We start from the raw sequence: 13139 nt of genomic DNA on the forward strand, positions 1-13139 counted from the left end.
ATCGGTCACTTGTTCGTCCTTGCGCATTTCCGTTCTCCTTTCGAACGTCCGTCGCCGGAGTAGGAGACCGAGGAAGCTGCGCGCTTATTCTGGGCGAGCACTCACTTTATCGTGAGCGGCGCGGCGACAATATTGGCCGCCGATTACATTTCGCGTCAATGAGACAGCCGAAGCGGAAATTATTTCCGCTTAGCTCAAATCGCGTGAGTCCTCCTTTTCTTCAAGATCGCGCATCGCGGCCGACACGGCGATGCCGCCCGGCCTTGCAGCCACTCAAGCCTTGCCGCGACGTTCACGCCGTCGCGGAAGATGTCGTCGCCATTCTCCAGGATGACATCTCCCAGATTTACTCTGATGCGGAATTCAATGCGGCGATCGGGTGGCGTTGGCTGCCTGGCGCGCTCCCTCCCCAATCGTGGCCCGGTGACGCCCGGCATGTGCGTTTACGCCTCCCGGCGCGTCGCGTCACCTCCAATGACCACTTACGGCAACATATTCTCAAGGGTAGTTATTGACATGTTATACCAGTTGAGAAATATATCTCCCGGCGCCGGATGAATGGCGCTGTGAGATTTGCACCTGACCGAGGTGGTGAGGTGTGCGGCATTTAGGGAGGTCTCGATGACATCGATCGCGCTGTTTGGTGCCGGTGGTAAAATGGGCTATCGGCTCGCCAAGAACCTCAAGGGTTCGCGCTTCGATGTCCGGCATGTCGAAGTCAGTGAGGCCGGAAAAGCGCGGCTTGCGAATGAGCTCGGCATCGCCTGCGTTACCGCTGATGAAGGTCTGAAGGGCGCCGACGTCGTCATCCTCGCCGTTCCCGATACGGTGATCGGCACGGTCGCGTCTGCAATCGCAGACAAGCTGCAGCCGGGTACCATGGTCGTTGCGCTCGATGCTGCAGCACCCTTTGCAGGCCATTTGCCGGCGCGCACCGACCTGACCTATTTCGTCACGCACCCCTGCCACCCGCCCATCTTCAATGATGAGACCGATCCGGCCGCCAAGCGCGACTTCTTCGGCGGCATCGCGGCAAAGCAGCATATCGTGTCCGCACTGATGCAGGGCCCAGAAAGCGCCTATGCCCTTGGAGAGGAGATTGCCAAGGTCATATGGGCGCCGGTCATGCGCTCGCACCGCGTCACGGTCGAACAGATGGCGCTGCTCGAGCCGGGCCTTTCCGAAACGGTCTGCGCTTCATTGCTCGTCGTGATGCGCGAAGCCATGGACGAATGCGTTCGCCGCGGTGTTCCGAAGGAGGCGGCCCGCGATTTCCTGCTCGGCCACATGAATGTGCTTGGCGCGGTCATCTTCGAGGAAACGCCCGGAGTGTTCTCCGACGCCTGCAACAAGGCAATCGAATTCGGCAAGCCGGTGCTCATGAAGGACGACTGGAGGCGGGTCTTCGAGCCGGAAGAAATTGCCGCGAGCATCCATCGCATCACCTGACGAAACGGCAAAATTGCGCGCCGTTCGAGGCCGCGCTTTCGCCCGAAACAAGCAATCGCACGGGAGGGCCACTTTCAATGGAGGGGTGGCCGAGGAAGTCTTGTGCCTAACTGGGAGGAGAATATGAAAGTTACCCGCAGACTGATCACCGTCGGCTTCGCTGCCGTCCTGGTTGCAAGCGCCGCGATGCCGGCATTCGCGGCAGACCTCATCGCCATCATTACGCCGAGCCATGACAACCCTTTCTTCAAGGCGGAAGCGGTTGGTGCCGAGGCAAAGGCGAAAGAACTCGGCTATGAAACGCTGGTGCTGGTGCATGACGACGACGCGAACAAGCAGTCGCAGCTGATCGATACCGCAATCGGCCGCGGCGCGAAGGCGATCATTCTCGACAATGCCGGATCCGAGGCGTCAATTGCCGCGGTGAAAAAGGCGAAGGATGCAGGCGTTCCCTCCTTCCTCATAGACCGCGAGATCAACGCGACCGGCATTGCCGTCTCGCAGATCGTCTCGAACAACTACCAGGGTGCCCAGCTCGGCGCGGAAGAGTTTGTCCGCCTGATGGGTGAGAAGGGCAACTATGTCGAGTTGCTCGGCCGCGAAGCCGATCTTAACGCCGGCATCCGCTCCAAGGGCTACCACGACGTCATCGACGAGTTTCCGGAGATGAAGATGGTTGCCCAGCAGTCGGCCAACTGGAGCCAGACCGAGGGCTACTCCAAGATGGAGACGATCCTTCAGGCCAATCCCGACATTCAGGGCGTGATCGCCGGCAACGACACGATGGCCATGGGGGCGATCGCAGCGCTCCAGGCGGCCGGGCGCAAGGACGTCATCGTCGTCGGCTTCGATGGTTCGAACGACGTGCGCGACTCGATCAACACCGGCGGCATCAAGGCAACCGTCATGCAGCCGGCCTACGCGCAGGCCCAGCTTGCTGTGCAGCAGGCGCACGACTTCATCACCACCGGCAAGGCTCCGGCGGAAGAGAAGCAGCTGATGGACTGCGTGCTCATCACCGCTGACAATGCCGACAAGCTCGAGACCTTCGCGCTCTCCCAGTAATCTTCCCGCGACTGCGCAAGGCGGGCCGATCCCCGCCTTGCGTTCACTGTTCATGACGGAGAATGGGAATGCCCAGATTTCAGGCTGCATGCGCACTCATGCTTGCCGGCGCGCTCGCGCTTGGCGGCTGCAAGCTCGTCAAAACGGAGGATGAGCAAAGGCAGACGGCGGCTGAGGCGTTCAATCCCGACAAGCTGGTTGCCGATGCCTGGGACACGAAGGTCGTGCCTTATCTCGAGCAACGCGCCGGTGTCTTCCAGGAGGTCTCGGCGCTTGCCGCACGTGACGTCGACGCTGCGGCGGAGAAGTATGGGCATAAGGAGAAGCAGGGCAACGCGCCCTGGACCTTTGCGGCAAAAATAGACGGTGTGATCGTCGGGGAAGAAACGAAATCGCGAGCAGCCTATGTCGACGTGGATGTCGATGGTGACGGCAAGGCGGATGTCCGCGTTTCAATCGGTCCCGCCATTCGCGGCACGGCGCTGCGCGACAGCCTCACATTCGTGAACTTCAACGAGTTCAAGAACCAGATCGAATGGGCGCAATACGGCAAATCGTTCAACACCCATGTGAACGGCACATTGCTCGAAAAGCTGCCGCGTGACGGTCTGACAGGCAAGACGATCAAGGCGACCGGGGCCTATCCGCTGCCGGCCAAGGGCCAATTGCCACAATTCGTGCCGGCCACGATCACCGTCGGGGGTGGGGCATGAGCGATACGAATGAGGATGTCATTCTCGAACTCAAGGATGTCACCAAGGCCTATTCCGGCATCGTGGCCCTGAAGAAGGCCAATCTGAAACTCCGTCGTGGGGCCGTTAACGTCCTCGTTGGTGAAAATGGCGCCGGGAAGTCGACGATGATGCGCATTATCGCCGGCGTGGAACGGCCGACACTCGGCGAAATCTGGCTGGACGGCGAACTCATTCATCTCAACAGTCCCGCCGATGCGGTCAAGCACGGCATCGGTATCGTCTTTCAGGAGTTGAACCTCTTCGGCAACCTTTCCGTTGCCGAGAATATCTTTGCGACCCGCGAGATCACCCGCGGTATCCGTGGCATCGATCACCGCGGCCAGGTCAAGAAAGCCAATGCGTTCCTCGACCGCCTGGAGGCAGGGATCTCCGCCGAGACGCTGGCGGAAGATCTGCCGATCGGCCAGCAGCAGCTCGTCGAGATTGCGCGAGCAGTATCGCTCGACACGCGCATCCTGATCATGGATGAGCCTACCTCGGCGCTCAGTGCGGCTGAGGTCGATGTCCTGTTCCGCGTGATCGCTGATCTGAAGGCGCGTGGTGTGGCGATCGTCTACATTTCGCATCGGCTGGAAGAGTTGATGCGTATCGGCGACTACATCACGGTGCTCAAGGATGGCCAGATCACCGGCCATGCCATGGTCAAGGATATCGATACGCGCTGGATCGTCCGCTCGATGATCGGCTCGGACGCCAAGGACTTTGCGAAGAAGGTCGATCACAAGCCAGGCGAAGAGATCTTCCGTACCGAGAACATCTGCCTGCCGAGGGCGCAGGGCGGCTTTGCCGTCGATCACGTCTCGATCGGTGTGCGCAAAGGAGAGATCCTCGGCATCTACGGGTTGATGGGGGCCGGCCGTTCGGAACTCTTCGAATGCGTCATGGGGCGGCACGAACACTATACCGGCAAGATCTACGTCGAAGGCAAGGAACTCAAGGGCGGGGATACCACCCGGCGCATCCGTGAGGGGCTGGCGCTCATCCCCGAGGACCGGCAGCGCGAGGGGCTGGTTCAGTCCATGTCGATCGCCGACAACCTGACGATGGCGAGCCTGGGACAGTTCCTGAAGGCTGGTTTTCACATCGACCTTGCGCGTGAAGCAAAGGCGATCGCCGATGCCATCCGCAACCTCTCGATCAAGGCGAAGAACCCGGAATTCGACGTGACGTCGATGTCAGGTGGAAATCAGCAGAAGGTCGTGATCGGCAAGGCGCTCATGACCGGACCGAAAATCCTTCTCATGGATGAGCCGAGCCGGGGCATTGATGTCGGCGCAAAGGCCGATGTCTTCCTCACTATGCGCCGCCTGGCGGGCGAGGGGCTGGCAATCCTCTTTTCCACCTCCGATCTCGAAGAGGTGATGGCGCTTTCCGATCGCATTGCGGTGATGAGCAATGGCCGGCTGGTCACGGTTGTCGACAGCAAGGACGCGACCGAAGAAATGATCGTTTCGGCCTCCGCAGAGGGACATAAAACCAAAAGGATGCATGCGTGATGACGACAGCAACGCAAACTGCCGCCGCCGACAGCTTCTCCAGCGGCTCGGCGCTCCTCACGCTGATGAAGCTGAGGACATTCATTGCGCTCTTCGCGGTGATTATCTTCTTCTCGATAGCTGCGCCGAACTTCCTCTCGACTGCGAACATGATCCTGATGACGAAGCATGCGACGCAAAACGCGTTTCTCGCGATCGGCATGACCTTCGTCATCATCACCGGCGGCATCGACCTGTCCGTCGGTTCGATCGTCGGTCTCTGCGGCATGATCGCGGGCGGCCTGATCATGTACGGCGTGGCGCTGCCTCTCGGCTACACGATGTATTTCAACGTCGTCGAGGTTGCCGTCATCGTTGCGGTCGTCGGTATCCTGATCGGCGCGGTCAACGGCCTGTTGATCACCCGATTGAATGTAGCGCCCTTCATTGCGACGCTCGGCACTCTGTATGTCGCGCGCGGCATGGCGCTGCTCTATTCCGACGGCCAGACCCTGCCCAATCTCACGGGTCGCGAGGACCTCGGCAATCAGGGCTTCAGCTATCTCGGCTCCGGCACGATCCTGGGATTGCCCGTGTCGGTCTGGATCCTGATCGCCGTGGCTGCGGGGGCTGCCTATTTCGCCCGCTTCGTGCCGCTCGGGCGGCATATCTTCGCTGTCGGCGGAAACGAGCGTGCCTCCCGCATGTCGGGCATCCGGGTCAATCGGGTCAAGATGTTCGTCTACATGTTCTCCGGCTTCTGCGCGGCGATCGTCGGACTGGTGATTTCGTCGGAACTCATGGCCTCGCATCCGGCGACCGGCACCAATCTCGAACTCAACGCCATTGCAGCCGCCGTTCTCGGTGGTACATCGATGTCCGGCGGTCGCGGCACGATCGGCGGCACGATCATCGGCGCATTCGTGATCGGCATTCTCTCGGACGGATTGGTGATGATGGGTGTGAGCTCATTCTGGCAGATGGTGATCAAGGGGCTGGTGATTATCGTGGCCGTCGTGGTGGACCAGGCTCAGCGCCGCCTGCAGCAGCGTGTCGCGCTCATGCAAATGGCAAAGGCGGGCTGAAAATGGCGAGGATCAAGGGCGCGCTGATCGGTTGCGGCTTCTTCGCCATCAACCAGATGCATGCTTGGCGCGAGCTGCCGGACGTCGAGATTGTGGCGATCTGCGATCGCGATCCCGAGCGGCTCAAGATCGTTGGCGACCAATTCGACGTCGCTCGCCGCTACGCGTCGGCGGATGAGATGTTCGCAGAAGGTGGGTTCGACTTCGTCGACATTGCCACGACCGTTGGCAGTCATCGTGCTCTCATCGAACTCGCCGCGCGCCACAAAGTGCCGGCGATCTGCCAGAAGCCCATCGCGCCGACGCTCGACGATGCCAAGGTGATGGTGGCAGCGGCGGAAGAGGCGGGGATCGCGCTGATGATCCACGAAAACTTCCGCTGGCAGACGCCCATCCTGGCCGTCAAGGAAGTCATCGACAGTGGCGAGATCGGCACCCCCTTCTGGGGGCGCGTGTCGTTCCGCTCCAGCTTCGACGTGTTTTCCGGCCAGCCCTATCTTGCGAAGGGCAAGCGCTTCATCATCGAAGATCTCGGCATCCATTCGCTCGATATCGCCCGCTTTCTGTTCGGTGACGCCCTCAGCCTGTCTGCCCGCACGCGCCGGATCAATCCGGATATCGCCGGCGAGGATGTGGCGACGATGATGCTTGGCCACGACAACGGTGTCACCTCGATCGTCGACGTCAGCTATGCGACGAAACTTGCCGAGGAGCCGTTCCCGCAAACCTTGATCGAGGTCGACGGAACCAAGGGTACGCTGCGCCTTGGGCTCGGCTACAAGCTCACCGTCCACGGTCCGGCCGGAACGGTCGAACGCGACGTCGCGCCGAACCTGCTGCCCTGGGCGTCGAAGCCGTGGCACAACATCCAGGAGAGCGTCGCTCTCATCCAGAGACACTGGATCGAGCGGCTGGCTTCCGGCCACGCGCCTGATACGTCTGGGCGCGACAACCTCAAGACCTTCGCATTGGTGGAGGCTGCCTATCTCAGCGCCGAGTGCGAAGAGACCGTCGTCGTCGGAGACCTGTTGCGATGAAGGATGAGCTGTTTCGGCTCTATGGCACTGCCGAATGCGAGCCGGAAAGCCGCACGCTGGTCGCCGGCAAACTGAGCATCGACTTTCAGGACGGCAACCTGCGCAGCTTGCGGTTCGGTGGCCATGAGGTGCTGCGTGCAATCTCGTTCCTCGTGCGCGACAAGGATTGGGGCACCTGCCGGGCTCGGCTGAGCGATCTGAGGCTCACGGAAGACGGGCGAGGCTTCGCACTCACCTATGCCGCACGCTTTACAGCCCCTTCCGGTGCCAATCTCGATTGCGATGTCGCGATCTCCGGCACGGCGACCAGCGTGCATTTCTCTGCTGATTGTGTGAGCGATGCGGATTTCGAAACCGCCCGTGCTGGTTTCGTGGTCCTGCATCCGGTCATCGGTGTTGCAGGAGAACCAGTTGCAATTACGCACGATGACGGCTCGGTGGAAGAGGCACGCTGGCCCGATACGATCGAACCGTGGCAACCATTCAAGAACATTGCTCAGATCACCCACCGTGTGGCGCCCGGTATCATGGCGACAACCAAGTTCATTGGCGATGTCTTCGAGATGGAGGATCAACGCAACTGGACCGATGCCTCCTACAAGACGTACGTGCGGCCTTTGGCGTTGCCCTGGCCCTATCTCGTGCCGATGGGTGAGCGCTTCAGTCAGCGGATCTCCGTGGAGGTCCTTGCCGAGAGGAATGCGGAGATTGTAGCCGACCGTTCGGATGCGATATCCGTCAGGCTCATCCCGACGAATGTCAGGCTTCCCGCGATTGGCGTAGGGCTGCGACCCGAGTGTCTCCGGGAAGAGTTGGCTTCGCTCGATATCTTGAAGGCCATCGGGGCGGAACATCTGATCGCCCATTTCGATCCCGCTGCAGGGCATGGCATCGAGGCACTGAAGGGTTACGCGGCGATTGCGGCCGGTTCGGGCCTCAAGGTGACGCTGGAGCTTGCGGTGCCTTGCCTAAGGCCCCTCGGCGAAGAGATGGCGCACTTTGCAGCGATGGTCGATCAGGCCAGGCTCCAGCTCGATACGCTGTTTGTTTGCCCGTCTGTCGATCGACAGTCGACACCGCCGGGGAGCAAGTGGCCGGAATGTCCAGCACTTGGCGACGTCTACGCTGCTGCGCGCGTTGCCTTTCCCGATCTTCGGCTGGGTGGTGGAATGATGAGTTACTTCACCGAGCTCAATCGCAAGCGCGTGCCGCCGGATCAGATCGACTATATCAGCCACGCGACGAACCCGCTCGTGCATGCTGCCGATGATCTTTCGGTCATGCAGACCTTCGAGGCGCTGCGTCATGTCGTCAGCTCTACCCGTGCTATCTACGGCAACAAGCCGTATCGCATTGGGCCCTCGACGATCGCGATGCGTCAAAATCCTTACGGCAGCGCCACGAAGGACAACCCGGCAGGATCGCGTATCCCCATGGCGAATGTCGACCCCCGGCACAATGGCCAGTTCGGCGCTGCCTGGACACTGGCCTATGCGGCAACGGTTGCGCCGGCGGCGCTGGACGTTCTCACCCTTTCGACCCTTGTCGGCCCCTTCGGGCTTTTGGCCGGTCAGGGGGAAGCTACGATCAGCGGCGAGTTGCGACCGCTGGCGCATGTCCTCGCGCGACTTGCGTCCCTGTCCCACGAGCTCCTGTTTGCCGTCGAGACGTCCCGGCCAGATGCCGTGTTGGGACTTGCCACCCAGAAGCGGCTTCTCCTGGCGAATATCACCTGCGACGAGCAGACGGTCGCCTTGCCGGCAAGTCCAAGTAAGGTTTCAACGATCGCGGATGGTGGCGAGCTCGCAGTGCAGCAGCAGCTTATGCTGGCGCCCTACGCCTGTGTCGATGTCGCTCTTTGAGCGCTATCCCTGGGTCTTGAGAGCGTAGAGCGCGCGCGAGCGCTCGAGGTGCTTGACCATCGCCTGCTCGGCCAGATCGGCATCGCGGCTCTCGATGGCGCGGATGATTTCCTCGTGTTCGGAAAGCGTGAAATTCTCGCGACCGGTCCAGATGAGCATTTCGGTATGGTAGGACTTCAGCCACCCCAGCATCGCGCCGCTGACGGCGACAAAGATCGGATTGCCGGAAATCCTCGCGATGCACTGATGAAACTCCATGTCCGCATCGATGAAGGCATCCGCGTCGCCAAGGCTCTGCTTTTGCTTGTCGAGAAGTGCGTGAAGTTCGGCGATATGCGACGAGGTTGCCTTGGCCGCCGCCTCACGGATCATGCCGCGCTCGAAGAAGATGCGCGCGTTCTTCAGATGCTCCAGCGTGTCTGCGGAACCGGAGAGCATCAGTTTTGCAGGCAGGTCGACCTGCTTGATGATGGATTCGGCGGTAATGCGCAGCACCTTGGCGCGCTCGCCTTGCGAGATTTCGACGAGCCCCTTTCCGGCGAGCGCCTGCATGGCTTCGCGAATGGCCGGACGACCGACACCGTAGCGTTCCATGAGTTCGCGTTCGGACGGCATATCGTCGCCCGCCTTGAGTTCGCCGGCTTCGATCATCTGCTTCAGCCGAGCGAAGACCTCGTCGGACAGTTTCTTGCGCACAATCGGTTCGGAAACGACGTTCATGAGTCACCTGATTTCGACAGGTTTGAATATGCATCAAGTTCCATCGCCGCAATAGCCTGTCAGCGGATGGCTTGCAATAACATAAATACTCATTATACCAGTTAGCAAGCTTTAACTTGGGCCTGAGAGAGAACCATGATCCGCCTGACCTATCGCATAGAGACGCCTGGCTCGGTGGAAGCGCTGGCGGCCAAGATTGCCAGCGATCAATCGACGGGAACCTTCGTCGCATTGCCAGGCGAGACAGAGGAACTGAAGGCGCGAGTGGCCGCCCGCGTTGTCGGCCTCCGCAGCCTGCCTTCGTCGGATCGCGCTTCCTTTCCCGATGAGGCCCACGGCGCCATCCATTTCAACAGGGCGGATGTCGACATTGATTTCCCGTTGGATGCCATCGGCACCGATCTCTCGGCATTGATGACGATCGCGATCGGTGGTGTCTTCTCGATCAAGGGCATGACCGGCATTCGCGTGGTCGGCATGCAGCTGCCAGAGGCGTTCGCTGCGGCGCATCTCGGTCCGCAGTTCGGCGCGCGCGGTAGTTTTGCGCTGACGGGGGTGAGCGGGCGCCCGATCATCGGAACCATCGTCAAGCCGGCGCTGGGATTGCGGCCGAGCGAGACCGCCGAGATGGTTGGCGAGCTGATCGACGCAGGCGTCGATTTTATCAAGGATGACGAAAAGCTGATGAGCCCGGCCTATTCGCCGCTAAAAGAGCGCGTGGCCGAAATCATGCCGCGCATTCTCGATCACGAGCAGAAGACCGGCAAGAAGGTCATGTATGCTTTCGGCATCAGTCATGCCGATCCGGACGAGATGATGCGCAATCATGACATGGTGCTTCAAGCCGGCGGAAATTGTGCCGTGGTCAATATCAACTCGATCGGGTTCGGCGGTCTCGCCTTCCTGCGCAAGCGCTCGGGCCTCGTGTTGCATGCCCATCGCAACGGTTGGGACATCCTCACGCGCCATGCCGGCCTTGGCTTCGAGTTTTCCGTCTGGCAGCAGTTCTGGCGCCTGCTGGGTGTGGACCAATTCCAGATCAACGGCATTCGCGTAAAATACTGGGAGCCGGATGAGAGTTTCGTACGCTCCTATAGGGCTGTCAGTACGCCGTTGTTTTCCGAAAGCGACGTGGTGCTGCCGGTAATCGGCTCGGGCCAATGGGGTGGACAGGCACCGGATACGATCGCGGCCACGGGAGGCTCGACCGAGCTTCTCTATCTATGTGGCGGCGGTATCGTCAGTCATCCCGGTGGCCCTGGCGCCGGTGTGAAAGCGGTCAAGCAGGCATGGGAAGCAGCCGTCGCCGGAGTTCCACTGGAAACCTATGCGAAGGACCACCCGGAGCTTGCGCAATCCATAGAGAAATTTGCAGATGGCAGGGCGGCCTGAGACATGACGCGACCGCTGATCAGCTACTACGGCGACGATTTTACCGGCTCCACGGACGTCATGGAGGCATTGTCCTCCAATGGCGTCGAAACCGTGCTGTTTCTGAAGGTGCCGGACGCGGCGTTATCATCGCGTTTCTCCGGGGCGCGCGCGTTCGGTCTTGCCGGGACGAGCCGCAGCGAGACGCCGGAATGGATGGACGTGCGTCTGCGCGAAGCCTTTGAATGGCTGAGAACATTGGATGCAGACCTTTGCCACTACAAGGTTTGCTCGACCTTCGATTCCGCTCCGCATGTCGGCAGTATCGGCCGCGCGATTGAGATCGGCCGCAACGTCTTCGGCGCCAAGACCGTGCCGCTCATCGTGGGCGCCCCGCAGATACGCCGCTATACGGCGTTCGGCGAACTGTTTGCCGCATACCAGGGCGTGAACTATCGCATTGACCGTCACCCCGTGATGTCGCGCCATCCGGTCACGCCGATGGATGAGGCCAATCTGCTGCGGCATCTTTCCCGTCAGACGAAGCTGTCATCGGCACTCGTCGATGTCGTTTCACTTCTCGCGGACGGCCGGCCGGAGAAGGCCGATATCATGCTTCTCGACGTCCTCGACGAGGCAAGCCAGACCGCCGCCGGTTCGCTGCTCTGGACCCAGCGACGGGAGAACGGTCGCTTCGTTTGCGGCTCCTCGGGCGTCGAATACGCGCTGCTGCCGGCCTGGCGAAGCGAAGGGATCCTTGGCGCCAAGCCGGTCTTTGTCGCAGCCGGCCCGGTCGACCGACTTGCTGTCGTTTCCGGCAGCGTTTCGCCGACGACGGAGCGGCAGATCCGGCACGCGATTGGAAACGGCTTCGAGGGCATCATGCTCGATCCCATTGAATTGTCGCGCGAAACGGAGGGGCCGGAGATTGCGATCGCCGTGGAGGCTGCACTCAAGGTGTTGAGGGAGGGACACAGCGTCATCCTGTACACGGCGCTCGGGCCGGCAGCCGACAGGGGGGGCGATCTGTCGAACAGTGCGCGCCATCGTCTCGGTCGGGCGCTCGGCCGCATCCAGGCCGCCCTTGTTTCGCGTGCCGGATTGTCACGGGTCGTTGTCGCCGGCGGCGACACGTCGAGCCATGCGCTGGGCGAGATGGGAATCTCCGCCCTGACCCTGAAGATGCCCCTCCCGCAGACACCCGGATCGCCACTCTGCATCGCTCACGGCGGTCCTTCGGACGGCCTGGAGATAGCGCTCAAGGGCGGTCAGGTCGGCGGCGACGACTATTTCTCCATGATCCGCGCCGGTCGCGTCTAACGCATCTTGGGCGGAGCCTGAGGCTTGCGCGGGAGCGCGCGCAGCGGCGAACTTCAGGATCAGTTCGGCAATCGACCCTTCGCCTGTTCGTTTCAGTTCCTCCGTCATTTCGAACCGTTCGAGCGTACCGAACGGAGCCGTCAATACGCAGTTTCGAAGCGGTCGAGACATGAACCGCGGCGAGCCGCTCGCGCGCCCGTCGACGCGCTCCGCATTTTCGCCTTTCGGATCGATACAAATGGCGCGCGACCTGCGGTCGGCAGTTTCTGAATAGGCCCGCAAGCGGAACCGATCGGTAGCTGCGGCGTTTGGACTAGCCTTTGACTGACACAAAAAAGTCGGAGCCGCGGGTCATGGCCCCCTTGTGGCGCGCGTAAAGGCGCACCGCTCGACCGGCATGATGCCGGTGACAAGCGCAACTGGCGCGGGGGCCTCCCAATAAGAGGAATATAGAACATGTCGATACCTTCCAAACTTTTCGCAACGGTGGCCTTGCCAGTCTTTGCCGTATCATTCGTGGTTCAGCCGGCGCTGGCCGAGAGCCTGATGGCACCGTTCCAGGTCGCGCAGGAAGGGGCCGACCAGCAGTCACCCGAGGATTTGCTGCTGCTCAAGAAGCACAGGAAGCAGAAGTCCGCGGAGGAAGGCCAGACAGAGCAACAGCAACCGCAGGCCGAGGAGCCGCAGCGCCAGACAGAAGAGCCGTCGCGCAAGAAGCGCAAGCAACAGGCTGAGGAGCAGCAGCCCGGTTCCGAGGAAAGCGCACCGCGGCAGGCTGAAGAACAACAGGCGCCCGAGCGCAAGAAGCGCAAGCAGCAGGCCGAACAACAGCAGCCTGGTGCAGACGAGGGCGCGCCGCGACAGGCCGAAGAGCAACAGGCGCCTCAGCGCAAGAAGCGCAAGCAGCAGGCTGAGGAACAGCAGCCCGCTGTAGACGAGGGGGCTCCGCGGCAGGCTGAAGAACAACAGGCGCCCGAGCGCAAGAAGCGCAAGCAGCAGG

At 61.2% G+C, this 13139-nt stretch carries 10 protein-coding genes and 1 pseudogene; 10 read left to right on the forward strand and 1 reads right to left on the reverse strand.

All coding sequences use genetic code 11. The annotated features are described in order from the left end of the window. Nucleotides 1-621: 621 nt before the first annotated feature. The 7 genes from I8N66_RS32015 (at nt 622) to I8N66_RS32045 (ending at nt 8728) form a co-directional block, all read left to right on the forward strand. Nucleotides 622-1449, forward strand: coding sequence for a phosphogluconate dehydrogenase C-terminal domain-containing protein (locus tag I8N66_RS32015; protein WP_291162835.1), 828 nt, complete (start codon nt 622-624; stop codon nt 1447-1449). Nucleotides 1450-1572: 123 nt separating this feature from the next. Further along, nucleotides 1573-2514, forward strand: a complete 942-nt coding sequence (locus I8N66_RS32020; RefSeq protein ID WP_291162838.1) for a D-ribose ABC transporter substrate-binding protein — start codon at nt 1573-1575, stop codon at nt 2512-2514. Nucleotides 2515-2582: 68 nt separating this feature from the next. After that, nucleotides 2583-3227: a DUF2291 family protein gene (locus I8N66_RS32025; protein ID WP_291162841.1), complete on the forward strand. Its 645-nt coding sequence runs from the start codon at nt 2583-2585 to the stop codon at nt 3225-3227. Continuing rightward, nucleotides 3224-4765, forward strand: a complete 1542-nt coding sequence (locus I8N66_RS32030) for a sugar ABC transporter ATP-binding protein (RefSeq protein WP_291162843.1) — start codon at nt 3224-3226, stop codon at nt 4763-4765. Before I8N66_RS32025 ends, I8N66_RS32030 begins: the two co-directional genes overlap by 4 nt. Continuing rightward, nucleotides 4765-5829, forward strand: a complete 1065-nt coding sequence (locus I8N66_RS32035) for an ABC transporter permease (protein WP_223729586.1) — start codon at nt 4765-4767, stop codon at nt 5827-5829. The genes I8N66_RS32030 and I8N66_RS32035 overlap by 1 nt, the downstream gene beginning before the upstream one ends. Before the next feature lie 2 nt (nt 5830-5831). Beyond that, a complete protein-coding gene (locus I8N66_RS32040; protein ID WP_291162847.1) occupies nt 5832-6866 on the forward strand; it encodes a Gfo/Idh/MocA family oxidoreductase in 1035 nt (344 codons plus the stop codon). Then, complete coding sequence (locus tag I8N66_RS32045; protein ID WP_291162850.1) at nt 6863-8728, forward strand: hypothetical protein; 1866 nt, start codon at nt 6863-6865, stop codon at nt 8726-8728. Before I8N66_RS32040 ends, I8N66_RS32045 begins: the two co-directional genes overlap by 4 nt. A 3-nt stretch (nt 8729-8731) precedes the next feature. Here the strand turns inward: I8N66_RS32045 and I8N66_RS32050 are convergent, their stop codons facing one another. Continuing rightward, nucleotides 8732-9448: a transcriptional regulator NanR gene (locus I8N66_RS32050; RefSeq protein WP_113536987.1), complete on the reverse strand. Its 717-nt coding sequence runs from the start codon at nt 9446-9448 to the stop codon at nt 8732-8734. Between the two features lie 135 nt (nt 9449-9583). On the opposite strand from I8N66_RS32050, the gene oiaX reads away from it, so the two are divergent. From oiaX to I8N66_RS32065, 3 genes and pseudogenes are all read left to right on the forward strand, one after another. Further along, nucleotides 9584-10840, forward strand: a complete 1257-nt coding sequence (oiaX, locus tag I8N66_RS32055; RefSeq protein ID WP_291162855.1) for a 3-oxo-isoapionate-4-phosphate decarboxylase OiaX — start codon at nt 9584-9586, stop codon at nt 10838-10840. 3 nt (nt 10841-10843) lie between these two features. Continuing rightward, nucleotides 10844-12139 carry a four-carbon acid sugar kinase family protein gene (locus I8N66_RS32060; RefSeq protein WP_291162858.1) on the forward strand — a complete coding sequence of 432 codons (1296 nt, stop codon included), beginning with the start codon at nt 10844-10846 and terminating at the stop codon, nt 12137-12139. Nucleotides 12140-12595: 456 nt separating this feature from the next. Further along, nucleotides 12596-13139 (forward strand): annotated as a pseudogene (locus I8N66_RS32065) (hypothetical protein); the annotation flags it as partial.

Origin of the sequence: Ensifer sp. SSB1 (genome assembly GCF_016652895.1) — a bacterium.
In the GTDB taxonomy this organism is placed as follows: Bacteria; Pseudomonadota; Alphaproteobacteria; order Rhizobiales; family Rhizobiaceae; genus Ensifer.